Source organism: Streptomyces sp. NPDC002054, assembly GCF_040296685.1.
Taxonomy (GTDB): domain Bacteria; phylum Actinomycetota; class Actinomycetes; order Streptomycetales; family Streptomycetaceae; genus Streptomyces.
Window position 1 is genome coordinate 1 of the sequence record NZ_JBEOXT010000006.1, and the last position, 19,058, is coordinate 19,058.

At 70.0% G+C, this 19,058-nt stretch carries 18 protein-coding genes and 2 riboswitches; of the genes, 9 read left to right on the top strand and 9 right to left on the bottom strand.

The annotated features are described in order from the left end of the window. Window positions 1-402: 402 nt before the first annotated feature. The 8 genes from ABT123_RS06975 to ABT123_RS07010 all read right to left on the bottom strand — a co-directional run bounded on the left by ABT123_RS06975 (window position 403) and on the right by ABT123_RS07010 (window position 9,083). Window positions 403-1,476, bottom strand: a complete 1,074-nt coding sequence (locus ABT123_RS06975) for an ABC transporter ATP-binding protein (RefSeq protein ID WP_351310581.1) — start codon at window positions 1,474-1,476, stop codon at window positions 403-405. Beyond that, the gene (locus ABT123_RS06980; RefSeq protein WP_351310583.1) at window positions 1,473-2,558 is read right to left on the bottom strand and encodes an ABC transporter ATP-binding protein; all 1,086 of its coding nucleotides are present in this window, start codon (window positions 2,556-2,558) and stop codon (window positions 1,473-1,475) included. Before ABT123_RS06980 ends, ABT123_RS06975 begins: the two co-directional genes overlap by 4 nt. Continuing rightward, window positions 2,555-3,556, bottom strand: a complete 1,002-nt coding sequence (locus ABT123_RS06985) for an ABC transporter permease (RefSeq protein ID WP_351310584.1) — start codon at window positions 3,554-3,556, stop codon at window positions 2,555-2,557. Before ABT123_RS06985 ends, ABT123_RS06980 begins: the two co-directional genes overlap by 4 nt. A 117-nt stretch (window positions 3,557-3,673) precedes the next feature. Further along, window positions 3,674-5,458 carry an ABC transporter substrate-binding protein gene (locus ABT123_RS06990; RefSeq protein ID WP_502970893.1) on the bottom strand — a complete coding sequence of 595 codons (1,785 nt, stop codon included), beginning with the start codon at window positions 5,456-5,458 and terminating at the stop codon, window positions 3,674-3,676. Between the two features lie 24 nt (window positions 5,459-5,482). Continuing rightward, window positions 5,483-6,478 carry an ABC transporter permease gene (locus tag ABT123_RS06995; RefSeq protein WP_351310588.1) on the bottom strand — a complete coding sequence of 332 codons (996 nt, stop codon included), beginning with the start codon at window positions 6,476-6,478 and terminating at the stop codon, window positions 5,483-5,485. 423 nt (window positions 6,479-6,901) lie between these two features. After that, window positions 6,902-7,642 carry an enhanced serine sensitivity protein SseB C-terminal domain-containing protein gene (locus ABT123_RS07000; RefSeq protein ID WP_351310590.1) on the bottom strand — a complete coding sequence of 247 codons (741 nt, stop codon included), beginning with the start codon at window positions 7,640-7,642 and terminating at the stop codon, window positions 6,902-6,904. 62 nt (window positions 7,643-7,704) lie between these two features. Next, window positions 7,705-8,439 (bottom strand): enhanced serine sensitivity protein SseB, encoded by a 735-nt coding sequence (locus ABT123_RS07005; protein ID WP_351310592.1) that lies wholly within the window; start codon window positions 8,437-8,439, stop codon window positions 7,705-7,707. A 50-nt stretch (window positions 8,440-8,489) separates the two neighbouring features. Continuing rightward, window positions 8,490-9,083, bottom strand: coding sequence for an AAA family ATPase (locus tag ABT123_RS07010; RefSeq protein WP_351310942.1), 594 nt, complete (start codon window positions 9,081-9,083; stop codon window positions 8,490-8,492). Between the two features lie 272 nt (window positions 9,084-9,355). Next, window positions 9,356-9,462, top strand: a riboswitch (glycine riboswitch). Between the two features lie 163 nt (window positions 9,463-9,625). Here ABT123_RS07010 and gcvT point away from each other — a divergent pair. From gcvT to ABT123_RS07045, 7 genes are all read left to right on the top strand, one after another. After that, window positions 9,626-10,741 carry a glycine cleavage system aminomethyltransferase GcvT gene (gene gcvT / locus ABT123_RS07015; protein ID WP_351310594.1) on the top strand — a complete coding sequence of 372 codons (1,116 nt, stop codon included), beginning with the start codon at window positions 9,626-9,628 and terminating at the stop codon, window positions 10,739-10,741. Window positions 10,742-10,820: 79 nt separating this feature from the next. After that, window positions 10,821-11,198, top strand: a complete 378-nt coding sequence (gene gcvH, locus ABT123_RS07020; protein WP_351310596.1) for a glycine cleavage system protein GcvH — start codon at window positions 10,821-10,823, stop codon at window positions 11,196-11,198. A 32-nt stretch (window positions 11,199-11,230) separates the two neighbouring features. Continuing rightward, window positions 11,231-12,487 (top strand): serine hydroxymethyltransferase, encoded by a 1,257-nt coding sequence (gene glyA / locus ABT123_RS07025; protein ID WP_351310598.1) that lies wholly within the window; start codon window positions 11,231-11,233, stop codon window positions 12,485-12,487. Window positions 12,488-12,732: 245 nt separating this feature from the next. Then, window positions 12,733-14,115 (top strand): L-serine ammonia-lyase, encoded by a 1,383-nt coding sequence (locus ABT123_RS07030; protein ID WP_351310600.1) that lies wholly within the window; start codon window positions 12,733-12,735, stop codon window positions 14,113-14,115. Between the two features lie 176 nt (window positions 14,116-14,291). Further along, window positions 14,292-14,702: an SsgA family sporulation/cell division regulator gene (locus tag ABT123_RS07035; RefSeq protein WP_351310602.1), complete on the top strand. Its 411-nt coding sequence runs from the start codon at window positions 14,292-14,294 to the stop codon at window positions 14,700-14,702. Window positions 14,703-14,777: 75 nt separating this feature from the next. Then, window positions 14,778-15,308 (top strand): AMIN-like domain-containing (lipo)protein, encoded by a 531-nt coding sequence (locus ABT123_RS07040; protein ID WP_351310604.1) that lies wholly within the window; start codon window positions 14,778-14,780, stop codon window positions 15,306-15,308. Between the two features lie 278 nt (window positions 15,309-15,586). Then, window positions 15,587-17,050 carry an MFS transporter gene (locus ABT123_RS07045; RefSeq protein WP_351310606.1) on the top strand — a complete coding sequence of 488 codons (1,464 nt, stop codon included), beginning with the start codon at window positions 15,587-15,589 and terminating at the stop codon, window positions 17,048-17,050. A 24-nt stretch (window positions 17,051-17,074) separates the two neighbouring features. On the opposite strand, the gene ABT123_RS07050 is transcribed toward ABT123_RS07045, so the two are convergent. Next, window positions 17,075-17,641 (bottom strand): DJ-1/PfpI family protein, encoded by a 567-nt coding sequence (locus tag ABT123_RS07050; protein ID WP_351310608.1) that lies wholly within the window; start codon window positions 17,639-17,641, stop codon window positions 17,075-17,077. A gap of 115 nt (window positions 17,642-17,756) precedes the next feature. Further along, window positions 17,757-17,952: riboswitch (cobalamin riboswitch) on the top strand. Window positions 17,953-17,981: 29 nt separating this feature from the next. Here ABT123_RS07050 and ABT123_RS07055 point away from each other — a divergent pair. Continuing rightward, on the top strand, window positions 17,982-18,695 hold the full coding sequence (locus tag ABT123_RS07055; RefSeq protein WP_351310609.1) for an energy-coupling factor ABC transporter permease: 714 nt from the start codon (window positions 17,982-17,984) through the stop codon (window positions 18,693-18,695). Continuing rightward, window positions 18,695-19,057, top strand: coding sequence for an energy-coupling factor ABC transporter substrate-binding protein (locus ABT123_RS07060; protein WP_351310611.1), 363 nt, complete (start codon window positions 18,695-18,697; stop codon window positions 19,055-19,057). The genes ABT123_RS07055 and ABT123_RS07060 overlap by 1 nt, the downstream gene beginning before the upstream one ends. Window position 19,058: the final 1 nt, after the last annotated feature.

The following is a 19,058-nucleotide window of genomic DNA, read 5'->3' on the forward strand; positions in this document are numbered from 1 at the left end:
CCCGGCGGGGTCGCGTGCCTTGACCGCGCGGGCGTGGGGGCCAGGCCCCCACCGCGGGGCTGCGCCCCGCGCCCGCCGGGTGCCCGGGCTCCGCCCGGCACCCGCTTCCCGGGGCTCCGCCCCGAACCCCGTCGGCACCCGGGACGCGGCCCGTCCGGGGCCGTGCACCGGCTCCGCCGGGGACGCACATGGGGCGCAGCCCCACAGCTGGGTGCTCGGGCTCCGCCCGGCACCCGCTTCCGGGGGCTCCGCCCCCAAACCCCCACGGGCGCGGAGCGCCCTGGGCCCCGCCGACTGCGGGGCGCAGCCCCCGGCCCAGGCGGGGCGGGCCGGGGCCCCGGCCCGGAGGGGGCTCGGGCCAGGCCCGGCTCGGGCCAGGCCCGGGGCCTCGGCCGGGGCCGGTTATGCCGGGAGGGCCGGGTCGGATGGGGCCTGGTCTGGGCCGTTTTCGGGGTGGTGGCAGGCGACCTGGTGGGCCGGTTTCAGGGCTACCAGTGGCGGCTCCTGCGTGGCGCACAGCTGCGTCGCCTTCCAGCACCGCGTGTGGAACCGGCAGCCGCTCGGCGGGGCGATCGGGGACGGGACGTCGCCCTTCAGGAGGATTCGGCCGCTCTTCGCGCCTCGGCGGCGCGGGTCCGGGACCGGGACCGCCGACAGCAGTGCCTTCGTGTACGGGTGCATCGGGGACTCGTACAGCGACTTGCGGTCGGTCAGCTCGACGATCTTGCCGAGGTACATCACCGCGATCCGGTCCGAGACGTGCCGGATGACCGACAGGTCGTGCGCGATGATCACGTACGTGAGGCCGAGCTCCTCCTGGAGGTCGTCCAGCAGGTTGACCACCTGCGCCTGGATCGAGACGTCCAGCGCGGAGACCGGCTCGTCGGCGACGACCAGTTTCGGCTTCAGGGCCAGGGCGCGGGCGATGCCGATGCGCTGGCGCTGACCGCCCGAGAATTCGTGCGGGTAGCGGTTGTAGTGCTCCGGGTTCAGGCCCACCAGGGAGAGGAGGCGCTGGACTTCCGCCTTGATCCCGCCCTCCGGGGTGACCCGCTGGAGCTTGAACGGGGCGGAGACGATCGCGCCGACCGTATGCCGCGGGTTCAGCGAGCCGTACGGGTCCTGGAAGATCATCTGTACGTCGCGGCGCAGCGGTCGCATCCCGGCGACCCCGAGGTGGGTGATGTCCTTCCCCTCGAACTCCACCGTGCCGCTGGTGGGCTCGAGCAGCCGGGTGATCAGCCGGCCCATGGTCGACTTGCCGCAGCCGGACTCGCCGACCACGCCGAGGGTTTCACCGCGGCGGACGTCGAAGTCGATTCCGTCGACCGCCTTGACGGCTCCGACCTGGCGGCGCAGCAGCCCCTTGTTGATGGGGAAGTGCTTGACCAGGCCGGTCACCTTGAGCAGGGGTTCCGGGGACGTTGCGGCCTGGGCGGGGAGCGTGGGCGCGGACGCCTTTTCGATGTCGGTCACAGCTTCGGCGCAATCTCTTCGGTCCAGATCCGGGTCCGCTCCTCCTGCGACATGTGGCAGGCGGACCAGTGCCGTTCACCGTCGGCGGTCACCAGCTCCGGACGTACGGTCCGGGTGACGTTGTCCTTGGGGAGGTCGGCGTACGGGCAGCGCGGGTGGAAGGCGCAGCCGCTGGGGATGTTGATCAGGCTGGGCGGGGAGCCCTTGACCGGGATCAGCCGCTCGGTCTGGTCGCGGTCGATGCGCGGCATCGAGCCGAGCAGGCCCCAGGTGTAGGGGTGCCGGGGCTCGTAGAAGACCTTCTCCGCGGTGCCGCGCTCCACGCACCGGCCGCCGTACATCACCAGGATGTCGTCGGCCATCTCGGCGACCACACCGAGATCGTGCGTGATCATGATGACGGCGGAGCCGAACTCCTTCTGCAGATCACGGATCAGGTCCAGGATCTGCGCCTGGACGGTGACGTCCAGGGCGGTGGTCGGCTCGTCCGCAATCAGCAGCTCGGGGTTGTTGACCAGGGCCATCGCGATCATCGCGCGCTGGCGCATACCGCCGGAGAACTCGTGCGGGTAGGCGTCGACGCGCTGGTCCGGCTCGGGGATGCCGACCCGGTCGAGCATCTCGACCGCCCGCTTCCGGGCCTGCTTCTTGTCGACGTCCGCATGGGTCCGGTACGCCTCGATGATCTGCTTGCCGACCGTGTAGTACGGGTGCATGGCGCTCAGCGGGTCCTGGAAGACCATGGCCATCTTGCGACCGCGCAGCCGCCGCACCTCGTCGGCGTCGGCGCGCAGCAGCTCCTCGCCGTCGAGCCAGACCTCGCCCTCGATCGTGGGGCGGGAGCGGGAGTGCCCGGTGCGGTGCAGGCCCATGACGGCGAGCGAGGTCACCGACTTGCCGGAGCCGGACTCGCCCACAATGCCGAGGGTCTTGCCGCGCTCCAGGTCGAAGGAGAGCCCGTCGACGGACTTGACCAGGCCGTCGTCGGTGGGGAAGTGCACCTTGAGGTCGCGGACCGACAGGAACGCATCGGAGCGGGGCCCCGACTGTTCGGGGACCAGGGGGGTGTGGTTCTCGGTCACGTCAGCCTCACGCGCGGGTCGATGACGGCGTACAGCATGTCCACGATCAGGTTCGCCATCACGACGAACAACGCCGCGAGCAGGGTCACGCCCATGATCACGGGCAGGTCGCCGTCCCTGATCGCGCCGACGGCCGCCGTGCCCAGGCCCTGGAAGTTGAAGGTGGTCTCGGTGAGGACGGCGCCGCCGAGCAGACCTCCGAAGTCCAGGCCGAACATGGTGACCAGCGGGGTGAGGGTGGAGCGCAGGGCGTGCTTGCGGATGACCACCCGCTCGGTGAGGCCCTTGGCGCGGGCGGTGCGGATGTAGTCCTCGCCCATCACTTCCAGCATGGTGGCGCGGGTGATGCGGGCGTAGGTGGCGGCGAACAGGAAGGCCAGCGTGATCCAGGGCAGGATCATGCTGTTCAGCCAGGCGCCCGGATCCTCGGTGAGCGGTTTGTAGTTGGAGACCTCCAGCCAGCCGAGGCCGTAGACCAGGATCGCCGGGGCCAGCATGCCGGTGAAGAAGATCGGCAGGGAGACGCCGGCGAGGGCGCCGACCATTACGGTGCGGTCGATGGCGGTGCGGCGTTTGAGTGCCGAGACGACACCCGTGAGCACGCCCGCGACCACCCAGATGACAGCGGCACCGAGCGCGAGGGAGACGGTGACCGGGATCCGGTCCAGCATCATGTCGAAGACCGGCGTCTCGCTCTTGAACGAGTAGCCGAAGCACGGCGCGGGGCAGTGCGTCATCTCGGTGCCGGCGTCGTAGTCGCGGCCCGCGACGATGCCCTTGAGGAAGAGCAAGTACTGCTCGGAAATGGGCTTGTCGAAGCCCATCTTCACGCGGATGCCCGCCAGGGCGGTCTCATTGGTCTCGCGGCCGGCGTACATCAGCGCGGGATCGGACCCGGTGATCTTCGGCACCGCGAAGAAGATGCCGAAGGTGACCACGGAGACCACCAGCAGCGTGGCGACGACATTGAACAGTCGCCGGATGAGGTAGACGAGCACTGCAGTCGGCCGCCAGGGCCGGCGGCCACCGCCCCTTGTGGGGACGGCAGCCGCCGCCTGCGGCCTTCACCTGCCCTTCGGACTAGCGCATGTGCGGTGAAGGCACGTGCCTGACTGTTACTTGACGACGCCGACCGTGGCGAGGTCGATCTTGCCCATGGAGTCGTTGAAGTAGACGTTCGTCAGCCGCGGGTTGTGGTAGACGAAGGCCTTGTCGAAGTTGATCGGCAGGTAGAGCGCCTTCTCCATGACCTTCTTGTTGATGCTGGTGTAGAACGGCGCGGCCTCTTCGGGGGTCTTGGCCGCCGCGGCGTCGTCGAACAGCTTGTTGATCTCCGGGTCGTTGATCTCGGAGTAGTTGTTGTTGCCGTTCGGCAGGATGAAGGTGCCGTCCACCAGCGGCTGCAGGAAGCCCGCGCCGGAGTTGTAGTCGGCGCCCCAGCCCATGACGATGATGCCGTAGCCCTTCTTCTTCACGTTCTCGGGCGAGCCGATCGTGGAGGAGGAGAGCTTGCCGTCGAACTGGTCGATCTTGGCGGTGATGCCGACCTTGGCCAGTGCGGCCTGGAGGGACTCGGCCGTCTTGACCTCGGCGGCGCGGTTGTTGCGGACCGCGATCGTGGTCTCGAAGCCGTTCGGCTTGCCACAGGCCTGCAGGGCGGCCTTGGCCTTGTCCTCCTGCGCCTTGCCGGCGGTCAGGCCGTACGGGTCGTAGGCCTTGTCCGAGCCGGGGATGCCGGGCGGCAGCATGTTCGCGCCGAGGTCACCGCTGGTCGGGCCGCCGCGGGCGGTCTGCAGGGACTTCGGGTCGGCCGCGTAGATGACGGCCTTGCGGCACTCGATGTTGTCGAACGGCGCCACGGTCTGCGGGAAGACCATGTAGCGGATGTAGCCCGTGAAGGGGTTGTCCGCGTGCTTCTTGAGGTTGTCGTCCTTGAGGACCTTGTTCTTCGCGGCCTGGAGCAGGCCGGTGCCGTCGACGGCGAGGTCGATGTCGCCGTTGAGCAGGCGCTGGTCCATGTCCTCGGCGTTGGTGGTCACCGTGAAGCTGACCTTGTCCGGCAGACCCTTGCGGATCGTGTCGGTCTTCGGGTCCCAGTTCTCGTTGCGGACGAAGGTGGCACCCTTGCCGGCGGTGAAGCTCTCGACCTTGTACGGGCCGGTGGAGACCGGCTTGTTGGTGTACTTGGCACCGGTGTCCTGGCCCGCCGGGACCGGCGAGGAGGACGGCATGGCCAGCAGGTAGCTGAAGTCCGAGTTGGCGGAGGCCAGGTTGAAGACGATGGTCTTGTCGTCCGGCGTCTGGACCGACTTCAGGCCCATCTTGTTCGGGTCGGAGTCCTTGTACGGGCCGGGGTACTTCTGGCCCTGGTCGAGGAGGTCGATCAGGTAGGTCGGGCCACCGGACAGCACGTCCTGCGCGAAGACGCGCTCGACGCCGTACTTGATGTCCTTCGAGGTGATCGGCGAGCCGTCCTCGAACTTCACGCCGTCCTTGAGCTTCAGCGTGTACGTCTTGCCGTCGTTGCTGATGACCGGCAGGGCCTCGGCGAGGTCCGGGACCAGCTTGGTGCCGTCCTTGCCCGGCTTGGCGTCGTACGCGAGCAGCTGCCGGACGTACAGGCGCTGCATGTTCCACACGAAGCCGTAGTAGGCACGCGCCGGGTCGAGGTAGTCGACGTCCTGGGGCGACCAGAGCTTGAGCTCCCCGCCCTTCTTGTCCGAGGCGTTGACGAACCCCTTGGTGGCGGCGTCGAAGGCGGCACCGCTGGCGGAGCCCCCCTTGTCGGTCTTGTCGTCATCGCCGCTTCCACCGCACGCGGCGGTCAGGGAGAGGGCGGCGATCACCGCGGTGATCGCGAGTGCCTGCTTTCTGCGGATCACGATGTGTCCAACCTCCATGAGTGGGTGAATCGTTGAAGCGGTTCAGCTGCCCTTGGGGTCGAGTGCGTCACGCAGCCCGTCCCCGAAGAGGTTGAACGCCAGGACAGTGATGAAGATCGCGAGACCGGGGACGACCATGAACATCGGTGCGTCCTGGTAGATGGGGACGGCGTCGGACAGCATCTTTCCCCAGGACGCCGTGGGCGGCTTGACGCCGGCGCCGAGGAAGCTGAGCGCCGCCTCCGTCAGGATGTTGGTCGGGATGATCAGGGTCGCGTAGACCAGGATCGGAGCGACCAGGTTGGGCAGCAGTTCCTTGATCAGGATGTAGCCGCGTCCGGCGCCGAGGCTGCGCGCGGCCTCCACGTACTCGCGCTCGCGCATCGAGATCGTCTGGCCGCGGACGATACGTCCGATGTACGGCCAGCCGAAGAAGCCGATGACGAGGACGAGGACGCCCATCCGGACGCCGGTGCCTTCGAACCCCCAGACGGAGTTCGGGACCACCGAGACCAGGGCGATGGTGAAGAGCAGCTGCGGGAAGGCCAGCAGCAGGTCCATCAGGCGGCTGATCAGCGCGTCCACCCAGCCGCCGAGGAAGCCCGCGAGGGCGCCCAGCAGGCTGCCGATGACCACGGAGACGAAGGCCGCCAGGAAGGCCACGGTCAGCGAGATGCGCGCGCCGTAGACGATCCGGCTGAAGATGTCGCGCCCGTTGGTGGGTTCGACGCCCAGCAGGAAGTCCGAACTCATGCCGCCGAACGAGCCGACCGGCGTGCCGAGATCCGGGTCGAGCAGATCCTCGTGGAACTCGTTGGGCGGGTGGCCCAGCAGGCTCACGATCTGCGGCGCGAAGACCGCCACCAGGATCAGGAGGATCACGACGATGCCGCCGGTCAGTGCGATCTTGTCGCGCTTGAGCCGCATCCAGGCGATGCGGCCCGGTGAGCGGCCTTCGATGGCCTGTGCAGGGACGTCGGCTACGGCAACGGCCGCGGGGGCTTGTTCCGCGCTCGTGTCGTGCAGTGGTGCCGTCATCGTGGTGGGGACCCCTCTCGGCCGACGGGTGAGCCGGCCCATGCCCGCCGCTGTGGCGGCGTTGGTGCGGAGTGGCGCTGTGAAATGCGAGAGACGAGCCGGAGATTGGCAGGACTGACAGGACTGATCGGCTCTTGGTGGGGGAGTCTTCATCGGCCGCAAGACCAGCCGCCAGACCCGCAGATGAATGGATGCGCAACCGTGATGTGAGGGTCAGGTTCCCGTTATCCGGACTTGGCTCCCGCCTGAGCGGAGCAACACCGGCCGTTCGGTACGGAAGCGGACATCGTGCCCAACTGTCTGATGCAGTGCGCCTTTTGGGGCCGAACGACCGGCCAAATCCGGACAGTGCCATAGCCGTTCCGGAGCACGACAAAGGCCGCATGGAACGCTGTCGTTCCATGCGGCCTTGATATGGAAATCTCAGTAGCCGGACGCGTGCGCCTCGCGGTCGTAGAACGGCCGGGCCTGGGCGCGCAGCCACATCGCGACCGGGTCGTGCTCGTCGGCGAGCGCGACCGTGCAGACCGGAACGCCCTCGGGGACCGCCCCGACCGACTGCCGCATCATCTCGCGCACCGACTCCAGCGCGGGCGCGGAGGCGTCGTACAGATCGAGCCCCACGGCCAGGTACGGCGAGCCGACCGCGGGCTGCACCCAGGCGCGGCGGAGCGAGCGGACGGCGGGGGTCCGGTGCGCGTTCTGGGTGAGCAGTCCGTAGAACTGCGGAAGTTCCAGTGCGGGCTCGGACAGCCGCAGCGGCCCGGCCGGCATCCGGTCCAGCCCGGTGGCCACCCGGCGCAGGTCGGCCCAGGGGATGCCGAGGCCCCCGCCCGGGTCGTGCGGATTGAGCCACAGGCCCCACCGGTCGGGGTAGAGGGCACGGGCGATGTCCCGCCCGGTGACCACCTCGAACCCGCGGTTCCAGCCGCTGGCCGCCAACTCCTGCGGGGAGGTCACGCACGGCGCGTAGCCGAGCCCCTCCACCTCCATGCCGCCGTACTGGGCGTCCGGGGAGCCGGGCTGCCCGTGCCAGAGCAGCATCCACAGCCGGCCCTCGCCGAGGGCATGCAGAAGTGACTCGTATCCGTCATAGCGCCCGGGAGTCACCTGGCGCAGCATGTGCTCGACCTGCCCGGCCGCGGCCGTGCCTGACGCACTCACCCGGTACCCCTCTTCGTCCGCCCGTCGGTTCAGCCCGCAAATTGAAACCAGCTTACGGGCCTCTAGGGCAGGTAGAACGGGTGCACGCGCTCGCGGATGTGGTCGGCGACCGGATCGTCGGTGACATCGAGCAGGATCAAGTGGACCGGCCAGGGCGGCTGGACCCGGTTCAGGGCGCGGGCCAGGGCGTCCATCGGGGCGTCCCGGTACTCGGCGGGCTGTCCCAGCAGGCGGACACCGATGTACAGCTCGGGGGCCCCGCCCTCGACGCTGGCCAGGCAGCGATAAGCGGCGGCGACCACGCCGGTGGCGCGGAACTCCTCCGAGGCGGCGGCCAGGAAGTCCACCGGGTCCTCCTGCCAGTCCGGCTCGAACAGCCGGACCCGGCCGCCGGTGCCCGGACCGTCGAGCTCGGTCCGCCCGGCCCGGCACAGCTCGGCAACGGCCGGCGGGGGCAGCGGGACGCCGACCGCGCCCTCGGGGTTCACGGCGACACCGAGCTGCGGGGGCAGGCCGCGGGCGAATTCCACGGCGGGGACGACGGCGAAGTCCATGGCGGGGCCGGCACAGGCGAGGAACTGGGCCTGCGAGCTGTAGACCGGGACGTAGGCGGCGCCGCCGATGTCCATGGTGGGCAGGCGGAGGCTGTCGCTGTCCGGGCCGCCGCCGGCCGGGAGCGGCACCCAGAGCTCACTGCGGGCCAGCACCTCCAGGATGCGGGCGCCGGCGTGCGGGTTCCCCAGGGCGGCCCCGAGCACCTGCTCCAGCTCGTTGGCGGGCCAGCCGTTGCCGTGCATCTTTCGTACGCCTTCCTGTGGTCCCACAGTCTTCGGGCCCGAGGGTACTGTCACACCCCCGGGCGGTCGAAGGCGATATGGGTGACGCGGTTGGCCGCCGCACGGTCCAGCAGGGTCGCCGAGGTGCAGCCCGCGGGCAGCCGGCCGGATTGCGCCGCGCGGAGCAGGCGGGTCACCGCGCCGCGGTGGCGGGCGAAGGCGTAGGCCGAGACGCCGCGGCCCCGGGCCGCCTGCCCGGACAGCGCCTCCGCCGGGCTCGCGTCCAGCAGCAGCAGGTGCAGTGCGCGCCCGCGCCGCGCCGCGGCCCGGGCCAGCAGCCCGCGGACCCAGGCCTGGGTGCCGCAGTCGTGGACGACCACAGAGCGGCCCGAGTGCAGGGCGCGGGCGAGGCCGGCGTAGTGGGCGACCCGGACCAGCGGGCGGTAGAGCGCGTACGGCAGGCTCCCGGGCATCCTGCGCTCCCAGCGCTCGCGGACGTCCTGGGAGTCGATCCCGCCGTCCCGGACCGCCCGCTTGATCAGCGTGCTCTTGCCGCCTCCGGGCAGCCCGGAGACCACCACGATGTCGCCCTCGGCGAAGCCGAGCCGGGCCGGGCCGCGGCTCCGCCCGCGCAGGTCACGCACGGTCGCGGGCGCAGCCGTCATCACCGGCGCCAGCGCCTCGGGGCCCAGCGGGCCCGGCTGGACCGGTACTGCTGCCACCACCGTCAGTCCGTTCAGTCCGTTCACTCCGAATCTCCGCACAGTGTTCGCCTCCCCCGCATCGGGTCACCGGGACCCTTCCCACTGAGTGTAAAGAGACGGTAATCCGGCAGGCATGGTTCCGGTCCGTACTCACTTTCGGGCCCGGACCCCCATTCCCGACAGCCGCATGCAATGATGTGCGCCAACTGGACACCAACTGCATACCGGCCGCTTGAATCCGCGCGGGAGAGTCCCGGAAGCCGTCGCCGCAAGGCGACCCGGGCGCCGAAGGAGCAAGAACCTCCCTTGAATCTCTCAGGCCCCGTACCGCGTGGATGAGGCAGATCTGAAAAGCGAGTCGCGCTGCCGTGGCTCCACCCAAGGTGCAAGCCGAGATCCGTTGTGACAGAGACTCTCGGCGAACCTCTCAGGTTCCGATGACAGATGGGGAGGATCGTCCTCGTCATGTCTTGTCGATGCCCTGGGACCTGGGAGCTGTACCCATGAGCAATGCCCCCCGTCTGACCGCCCTCGATGCGCTGCACCGCTCGCTCGGTGCGACCATGACCGATTTCGCGGGCTGGGACATGCCCCTGCGCTACGGCAGTGAGCGCGACGAGCACAACGCCGTACGGACCAAGGCCGGCCTGTTCGACCTGTCCCACATGGGCGAGATCACCCTGACCGGGCCGGAGGCCGTCAAGGTCCTGGACTACGCCCTGGTCGGCAACATCTCCACGGTCGGTGTCGGCCGCGCCCGCTACACGCACATCTGCCGCGAGGACGGCGGCATCCTCGACGACCTGATCGTCTACCGCCTCGGCGAGACCGAATACATGGTGGTCGCGAACGCCTCCAACGCCCAGGTCGTCCTCGACGCGCTGACCGAGCGCGCCGCCGGCTTCGACGCCGAGGTCCGCGACGACCGCGACGCGTACGCGCTGATCGCCGTGCAGGGCCCGGAGTCCCCCGGCATCCTCAAGTCGCTGACCGACGCCGACCTGGACGGGCTGAAGTACTACGCCGGCCTGCCCGGCACCGTCGCGGGCGTGCCCGCGCTGATCGCCCGTACCGGCTACACCGGCGAGGACGGCTTCGAGCTGTTCGTCGAGCCGAAGCACGCCGTGCAGCTGTGGGAGGCCCTGACCGAGGCCGGTGCGGGTGTCGGCCTGGTGCCCTGCGGCCTGTCCTGCCGGGACACCCTGCGCCTGGAGGCGGGCATGCCGCTGTACGGGCACGAGCTGACCACCGAGCTGACTCCCTTCGATGCGGGTCTGGGCCGGGTCGTGAAGTTCGAGAAGGAGGGCGACTTCGTGGGCCGCGCCGCCCTGGAGGCCGCCGCCGAGCGTGCCGAGAGCAAGGCCCCGCGCAAGCTGGTCGGCCTGATCGCCGAGGGTCGCCGGGTGCCGCGTGCGGGCTTCCCCGTGGTGGCGGACGGCCAGGTCATCGGCGAGGTCACCTCCGGCGCCCCCTCCCCCACCCTGGGCAAGCCGATCGCGATGGCGTACGTCGACGCGTCGCACGCCGCGCCCGGCACCTCCGGCGTCGGCGTGGACATTCGCGGTACCCATGAGCCGTACGAGGTCGTCGCGCTGCCCTTCTACAAGCGGCAGAAGTGACGCGTTCCCCCACCGGGACCCGTCTCACCCTGCAAGACCACCGTTCATCAGCACTCCCCGCATCCAGGAGAATCAGGTCATGAGCAACCCCACGCAGCTGCGTTACACCAAGGAACACGAGTGGGTCTCGGCGGTCGACGCGGACGGTGTCGCCACCGTCGGCATCACCGAGTTCGCGGCCAACGCCCTCGGCGACGTCGTCTTCGCCCAGCTGCCCGAGGTGGGCGACACCATCACCGCCGGCGAGACCTGCGGTGAGCTGGAGTCGACCAAGTCGGTCAGCGACCTGTTCGCCCCGGTGACCGGTGAGATCGTCGAGGCCAACCAGGACGTCGTGGACGACCCGGCGCTCGTGAACAGCGCCCCCTTCGAGGGCGGCTGGCTGTTCAAGGTCAAGATCACGGGCGAGCCGGACGAGCTGCTCTCCGCCGACGAGTACACCGCCTTCGCGGGCTGACCACCGGCCGGGCACGAGACCTAGGGAACCTGATGTCTGTACTGAACACCCCTCTCCACGAGCTCGACCCGGACGTCGCCGCCGCCGTCGACGCCGAGCTCGTGCGCCAGCAGTCCACCCTGGAAATGATCGCCTCGGAGAACTTCGCTCCGGTCGCCGTCATGGAGGCCCAGGGTTCGGTCCTGACCAACAAGTACGCCGAGGGCTACCCGGGCCGCCGCTACTACGGTGGCTGCGAGCACGTGGACGTGGTCGAGCAGATCGCCATCGACCGCATCAAGGCGCTGTTCGGCGCCGAGCACGCGAACGTGCAGCCCCACTCGGGCGCGCAGGCCAACGCGGCGGCGATGTTCGCGCTGCTGAAGCCGGGCGACACCATCATGGGCCTGAACCTGGCCCACGGCGGTCACCTGACCCACGGCATGAAGATCAACTTCTCCGGCAAGCTCTACAACGTGGTCCCGTACCACGTCGGCGAGGACGGCCAGGTGGACATGGCCGAGGTCGAGCGCCTCGCCAAGGAGTCCAAGCCGCAGCTGATCGTGGCCGGCTGGTCCGCGTACCCGCGCCAGCTGGACTTCGCCGCCTTCCGCCGGATCGCGGACGAGGTCGGCGCCTACCTGATGGTCGACATGGCGCACTTCGCCGGTCTGGTCGCCGCGGGCCTGCACCCGAACCCGGTGCCGCACGCCCACGTCGTCACCACCACCACGCACAAGACCCTCGGCGGTCCGCGCGGCGGTGTGATCCTGTCCACGCAGGAGCTCGCCAAGAAGATCAACTCTGCGGTCTTCCCGGGCCAGCAGGGCGGTCCGCTGGAGCACGTGATCGCCGCCAAGGCGGTCTCCTTCAAGGTCGCGGCCTCGCCCGAGTTCAAGGAGCGCCAGGAGCGCACCCTGGAGGGCGCGAAGATCCTCGCCGCCCGTCTGGTCCAGGACGACGTCAAGGCGGTGGGCGTGGACGTGCTCACCGGCGGCACCGACGTGCACCTGGTCCTGGTCGACCTGCGGAACTCCGAGCTGGACGGCCAGCAGGCCGAGGACCGCCTCCACGAGGTCGGCATCACGGTCAACCGGAACGCCATCCCGAACGACCCGCGCCCGCCGATGGTCACCTCGGGTCTGCGGATCGGTACGCCGGCCCTGGCCACCCGCGGTTTCGGCGCCGAGGACTTCACCGAGGTCGCCGACATCATCGCCGAGGCGCTCAAGCCGGAGTACGACGCCGAGTCGCTGAAGGCCCGGGTCTCCGCGCTGGCCGCGAAGCACCCGCTGTACCCCTCGCTGTAAGGCGAAGGAAGGGGGCCCGGCCTTGTCTCGTACAGGGCCGGGCCCTCTTTGTGACCGGACGACGAGCTGACATCGGTCCGAACTGACGTACGCTGATTTACCGGGCAAGGACGCCCACCGGGCGCCTTTGCCTGCAATTCCTGCAAAGTCCACCCATCCGCCAGCTGCCCGCCATACCCTGCGGATACAGCTGGACGGTCGCTGTTTCCCCCACACCCGGGGGATGATCCCCGGAGTCCGCAACCGTGGCTATTTCCGTCTTCGATCTCTTCTCGATCGGCATCGGTCCGTCCAGCTCCCACACGGTCGGCCCGATGCGCGCCGCCCGCATGTTCGTGAACCGGCTCAAGAAGGACGGGGTCCTCGCCCAGACCGCCTCCGTCCGTGCCGAGCTGTTCGGCTCCCTCGGCGCGACCGGGCACGGCCACGGCACCCCCAAGGCGGTCCTGCTGGGCCTGGAGGGCCACTCCCCCCGCACCGTGAACGTGGAGACCGCCGACGACGAGGTCGAGCGGATCCGTACGTCCGGCCGGCTGCGGCTGCTGCGCACCGAGATAGAGGACGCGCACGAGATCCCCTTCGACGAGCCGAACCAGCTGATCCTGCACCGGCGCCGGTCCCTGCCGTACCACGCGAACGGCATGACCCTCTTCGCGTACGACGCCTCCGGCGCCCCGCTGCTGGAGAAGACGTACTACTCGGTCGGCGGCGGCTTCGTGGTGGACGAGGACGCGGTCGGCGAGGACCGGATCAAGCTCGACGACACCGTACTGAAGTACCCCTTCCGCTCCGGTGACGAGATGCTGCGGCTGGCGAAGGAGACCGGGCTGTCGATCTCCTCGCTGATGCTGGAGAACGAGAAGGCCTGGCGCACCGAGGAGGAGATCCGCGAGGGCCTGCTGGAGATCTGGCGGGTCATGCAGGCCTGCGTCTCGCGCGGCATGTCCCGCGAGGGCATCCTGCCGGGCGGCCTGCGGGTCAAGCGCCGGGCCGCCACCACCGCGCGCAAGCTGCGCTCCGAGGGCGACCCGCTGGCGCTCTCCATGGAGTGGATCACGCTCTACGCGATGGCCGTGAACGAGGAGAACGCGGCCGGCGGCCGGGTGGTGACCGCCCCGACCAACGGCGCCGCCGGCATCATCCCGGCGGTCCTGCACTACTACGTGAACTTCGTCCCGGGCGCGGACGAGGACGGCGTGGTCCGCTTCCTGCTGGCGGCGGGCGCCATCGGCATGCTGTTCAAGGAGAACGCCTCGATCTCCGGCGCCGAGGTCGGCTGCCAGGGCGAGGTCGGCTCGGCCTGCTCGATGGCGGCGGGCGCCCTGGCCGAGGTGCTCGGCGGCAGTCCGGAGCAGGTGGAGAACGCGGCCGAGATCGGCATGGAGCACAACCTGGGTCTGACCTGCGACCCGGTCGGCGGCCTGGTCCAGATCCCGTGCATCGAGCGCAACGGCATGGCGGCGGTGAAGGCCGTGACGGCGGCGAAGATGGCGATGCGCGGCGACGGCAGCCACAAGGTCTCCCTGGACAAGGTCATCAAGACCATGAAGGAGACCGGCGCCGATATGAAGATCAAGTACAAGGAGACGGCCCGCGGCGGCCTCGCGGTCAACGTCATCGAGTGCTGACCTGCTGACAGCGGGTGCCCGTGGGCGCCGTAGGCGCCGCGGGCGGCGGCAACACAGGTCGCAGGGCCTGACCGCTTCGGGACTTTTGGCACCGGAGCGGGGGGTTCCGGGCGGGTTAGCGTGCGGGTGCACGTTCTTTCGAACCTCCGGCGGACGGCTGACCGAGGGACCCCCGCATGGCGACCACCGAACACTGTGTCATCCCGCTGCACCTTGAGACCGGGACGGACGACCCGATAGCGCTCCGGGGCGTGTTCGGGTACCGGTCCGACCGGCCGTACGAGGTCTCCCTCGACTTCCACGGGGGAGGCATGATCCTGGCCCGCTGGGTCTTCGCCCGCGACCTGCTGCTCGACGGCCAGGTCCAGGCGACCGGCCAGGGCGACATCCGGGTCTGGCCGGCCTGGCGGGCGTTCGAGCCGCGGGTGATGCTCGCCTTCTCGAACGGGCAGCAGGACGGTGTGGTGTCGGCCCGCGCCAAGGACGTGCGCCGACTGGGCCGCCGGATGACCTCCCTGGTGCCGCGGGGGCAGGAGGGGCGGTACTACGACCTCGACGCCGAGCTGAGCACATTGCTGCCGCGCTGATGCAACCGTACGGGGACGAGGAGTGTCTCCCCGGATGACAGCATTGCCCCCATATCCGGAGAATCGGGGGACGCCATGAACCATCTGCGTCGCCAGCAGCTCGTGGCCCTCGCCACGGGTGCCCTCCTCACCGCCGGTGTCGTACTCGCCGCACCGGCCGCGGCCCAGCCCCGGGCCCAGCTCTCCCCCCAGGTCCAGACCAAGACCCAGACCCCGCTGGTCGTCAATGCCCGCTGGGGCGGTCACTGCACGTACGACCGGCTCGTCATCGACGTCAAGGGGTACGTGCCCGAGGTGACCGTCCGCAGGGCGGCCAAGCTCTACTACGACGGGTCCGGGAAGCCCGTACCGCTGGCCGGCAAGTACTTCCTCGAGATACGCCTGCACCCCGCCGCCGGGCACAACGACGCGGGCCAGTCCGTCTACAAGGGACCCAAGCTCCTCAAGATCTGGCTGCCCAAGCTCAAGGGCATCGCGATGACCGGCGACTACGAGGGGTACGTGACCTTCGGCGCCGCCTTCAACACCAGGCCGGAGTACAAGACCTTCAAGCTGCACGGGCCGGAGCGGTTCGTGCTGGACGTCAAGCACGCCAACGTCTGCTGACGCGGCGGAGGCCGACCCACCGGGCCCGGGGCGTTACACGCCCCGGGCCCCCGCGTTGTGAAGTCCGGGACCAAAGGCCTTGGACAAGGTGAGATCCGGCCGTTACCTTGGAAAGGAAGGTAAAAATGTAGAAAAGCCTGCATAAAGTGGGCGTAAGTGTACCGGCGGCCTCTCTTCGGGGTCCGCCCGAAGGGACGAGATACCCCGTGGCCCGAGCCCTGAACACCACAGGACCCGCCGCGGATCGCCGCCCGTCGTCCGGAGCCGGACGCTGGGTGATGCTCTCTGTGCTGTGCGCCAGCCTCCTCCTGGTGGCCATGGACGCCACCATCCTGAATGTCGCCCTGCCGTCGCTCATCGACGACATGCGCCCCACCGCCCTGCAACAGCTGTGGATCATCGACATCTACGGTCTGGTCCTCGGCGGCCTGCTCGTGACCACCGGCGCGATCGGCGACCGGTACGGACGCAAGCGGCTCTTCCTGATCGGCTTCGTGCTGTTCGGCGTGGCCTCCGTGGTCGCCGCGACCGCCACCAGCCCGGCCGTGCTGATCGCCGGCCGGGTCCTGCTCGGCATCGGCGGCGCGATGGTGATGCCCTCGACCCTGTCGCTGATCCGGAACATCTTCACCGACCCGCGCGAGCGGACCGTCGCCATCGGCATCTGGGCCGCGGTCGCGGGTGCGGGTGCCGCCATCGGCCCGCTGGTCGGCGGGGCGCTCGTCGAACAGTTCGGCTGGTCGGCGGCCTTCTGGGTCAACGTCCCCGTCGTCGTGGTGACCGTGGTGGCCGGCATCCGGCTGCTGCCCGAGTACAAGGCGGCCGGCACCCACGCCCTGGACTGGCCCAGTGCCGTGCTCTCCGTCGTCGGCATCGTCGCCCTCGCCTGGGGCATCAAGCACGTGGCCAAGGGCAGCCCCACCCTCACCGACCTGGTCGTCCTGAGCATCGGACTGCTGGTGCTCGTCGCGTTCGCCCGCCGCCAGCTGAAGCTGCCGGACCCGCTGCTCGACGTACGGCTCTTCCTGAGCCGGCCGTTCACCGCGGCGGCCCTCACCACCCTCATGGCGATGCTCGCGGCCGGCGCCGGCCTGTTCCTGCTCTCCCTCTGGTTCCAGTACGTGCACGGCTACTCGCCGTTCCAGGCGGGTCTGCGCACACTGCCGGTGGCCCTGGCCATGCTGGTCGGCGCCCTGCTCGCCCCGCGGCTGATGCACCGTATCGGCGTCCGCGCGGTGCTGTGCACGGGCCTGGTGGGACTGCTGGCGGGATTCCTCCTGCTGGCCGTGGCCCCCCAACCGACCCCGTACGCCTACGTCGCCGTCTTCCTGGCCCTGCTCGGCATCGGTGACGGACTGGCCATCACCGCCGCCGCTGCCACTCTGGTGTCTGCGGTGCCGGCCGCCCGGGCCGGTCAGGCCGGGGCGGTCTCGGAAACCGCCTACGAACTCGGGGTGGGCCTCGGAGTGGCGCTGCTCGGCTCGGTCCACGGCGCCCTCTATGCCGCCCGTATGCCGGACACCGCCCCCACCCTCGCCCACGAGTCGATCGGCGGCGCGAAGGAAGCGGCCGAGACGCTGGCGGGCCCGGACGGCGAACGGCTGTTCGCCGCCGCCCGGTCCGCCTTCGACGGCGCGCTCACCACCACCGCCTATGTGTCCGCCGGCATCGTGGCCGTCGTGACCGTGCTCGTCCTGTGGATGGTGCCGCGCGGATTCAGGGCCACCGGCAGCGGTCACTGACCGCCCCGGCGGGCGTCTCGATGCCTAGGTGACCGGCGCCTTGGAGCGCAGTACGGTGAGGAATTCGCGCATCCAGGCCGGGTGGTCCGGCCAGGCGCGGGCCGAGACCAGGGTGCCGTCGACCACGGCCTCGGAGTCCTCGAAGGCGGCGCCGGCGGTCCGCATATCGGGCTCCAGCGCCGGATAGGCGGTGACCCTGCGCCCGTCCAGCCCGCCCGCCGCGGCGGTGATCAGCGGGCCGTGGCAGATCTGCGCGACCGGCTTGTCGGCCCCGGTGAACGCGGCGAGGATGCGCCGGACCTCGGGGTTGTTGCGCAGGTATTCGGGGGCCCGGCCGCCGGGGACCACCAGGGCCGCGTACTGCCCGGGGTCGACATCGGCGAAGGCCAGGTCGGCGGGCCAGGTGTAGCCGGGCTTCTCGGTGTACGTGTCGAAGCCGTCCTCGAAGTCGTGGACGACGAAGCGGAGCCGCTTGACGGAGGGTGCCGCGATGTGGACCTCGTACCCCTCCTCGCGCAGGCGCTGGTAGGGGTAGAGGACTTCGAGCGACTCCGCCGCGTCGCCGGTGACGATGAGGATCTTCGCTGCCATGGGCTGCTCCCGGTCAGGGGGTTTCGACGCGTCGACCCTGCCCGCGCAGCCGACCGGCAAACCGCCCCGGGCGGGCGCCCGGCCGGGGGCGGGTTGTGGCAGGTCACCGCGCCGACTAGGGTCAGCGGGCCTTGGTGTTCGGGAAACCGGTGGAAAACCGGTGCGGCCCTCGCCACTGTGATCGGGAAGTCCGGCTCCAATCCTGCGGGAAGCCACTGGGCTGACGCGGGGAGTCCGCGTTGCCCCGGGAAGGCGGAGCCAAGGCATCAGCACCCGTGAGCCAGGAGACCGGCCGAGGTGCGTTGTCCATCCACGAGGTGCTGGAGAGGTCTCCCCACTCATGCATATAGCCGAGGGCTTTCTGCCCCCCTTGCACGCGGTCGCCTGGGGCGCCGCGTCCGCTCCCTTTGTCGTCCACGGAGTCCGCGCGCTGACCCGTGAGGTCAAGACGAACCCGGAGAGCACCCTGCTCCTCGGCGCGTCCGGAGCGTTCACTTTCGTCCTGTCCGCCCTGAAAATCCCTTCGGTGACGGGCAGTTGTTCCCATCCCACCGGTACCGGGCTGGGCGCCATCCTGTTCCGGCCGCCCATCATGGCGGTGCTCGGCACCATCACCCTGCTCTTCCAGGCGCTGCTGCTGGCCCACGGCGGCCTGACCACCCTGGGCGCCAACGTCTTCTCGATGGCCATCGCGGGCCCCTGGGCTGGCTACGGGATCTACCGGCTGCTGAAGCGGTTCGACGCTCCGCTGATGGTGTCCGTGTTCTTCGGCGCCTTCTTCGCCGACCTGGTCACCTACTGCGTCACCAGCGTCCAGCTGGCGCTGGCCTTCCCGGACCCGGGCACCGGCTTCGCGGGCGCGCTCGCCAAGTTCGGCGGGATCTTCGCGGTCACCCAGATTCCGCTGGCGGTCAGCGAGGGCCTGCTGACGGTGCTGGTGATGCGTCTGCTGATGCAGTCGAGCAAGTCGGACCTGATCCGGCTGGGTGTCGCCAAGCTGACGGGTACGCAGGACAAGCAGCAGCAGAAGCAGGAGCAGGAGGCGTCGGTCTGATGTCGAAGAACGCGAAGATCAACACTCTGCTGCTGCTGGTGGTGGCGGCCCTGGCCGTGCTCCCGCTCGCGCTGGGGCTGGGCGACGGCAAGGAGGAGCCGTTCGCGGGCGCGGATGCGCAGGCGGAGGCGGCGATCACCGAGCTGAAGCCGGATTACGAGCCGTGGTTCTCCCCGCTGTACGAACCCCCGTCGGGCGAGGTGGAGTCGGCGCTGTTCGCCCTCCAGGCGGCTCTGGGCGCGGGCGTGCTCGCGTACTACTTCGGCCTGCGCAAGGGCCGCCGCCAGGGCGCGGCCGGCACTGTGGCCGCCGCTGCGGCCGATGAGCCCGCCCCGGCCGGCGCCGCGTCGACGAAGTCCTGAC

Excerpts from the sequence above, each read along its gene's own strand:
- ABT123_RS06990 (WP_502970893.1), bottom strand. The coding sequence starts at position 5,458 with ATGGAGGTTGGACACATCGTGATCCGCAGAAAGCAGGCACTCGCGATC.
- ABT123_RS06995 (WP_351310588.1), bottom strand. The coding sequence starts at position 6,478 with ATGACGGCACCACTGCACGACACGAGCGCGGAACAAGCCCCCGCGGCC.
- ABT123_RS07005 (WP_351310592.1), bottom strand. The coding sequence starts at position 8,439 with ATGCACGGCAACGGCTGGCCCGCCAACGAGCTGGAGCAGGTGCTCGGG.
- ABT123_RS07010 (WP_351310942.1), bottom strand. The coding sequence starts at position 9,083 with ATGACGGCTGCGCCCGCGACCGTGCGTGACCTGCGCGGGCGGAGCCGC.
- gcvT (WP_351310594.1), top strand. The coding sequence starts at position 9,626 with ATGAGCAATGCCCCCCGTCTGACCGCCCTCGATGCGCTGCACCGCTCG.
- gcvH (WP_351310596.1), top strand. The coding sequence starts at position 10,821 with ATGAGCAACCCCACGCAGCTGCGTTACACCAAGGAACACGAGTGGGTC.
- glyA (WP_351310598.1), top strand. The coding sequence starts at position 11,231 with ATGTCTGTACTGAACACCCCTCTCCACGAGCTCGACCCGGACGTCGCC.
- ABT123_RS07035 (WP_351310602.1), top strand. The coding sequence starts at position 14,292 with ATGGCGACCACCGAACACTGTGTCATCCCGCTGCACCTTGAGACCGGG.
- ABT123_RS07040 (WP_351310604.1), top strand. The coding sequence starts at position 14,778 with ATGAACCATCTGCGTCGCCAGCAGCTCGTGGCCCTCGCCACGGGTGCC.
- ABT123_RS07045 (WP_351310606.1), top strand. The coding sequence starts at position 15,587 with ATGCTCTCTGTGCTGTGCGCCAGCCTCCTCCTGGTGGCCATGGACGCC.
- ABT123_RS07050 (WP_351310608.1), bottom strand. The coding sequence starts at position 17,641 with ATGGCAGCGAAGATCCTCATCGTCACCGGCGACGCGGCGGAGTCGCTC.
- ABT123_RS07055 (WP_351310609.1), top strand. The coding sequence starts at position 17,982 with ATGCATATAGCCGAGGGCTTTCTGCCCCCCTTGCACGCGGTCGCCTGG.
- ABT123_RS07060 (WP_351310611.1), top strand. The coding sequence starts at position 18,695 with ATGTCGAAGAACGCGAAGATCAACACTCTGCTGCTGCTGGTGGTGGCG.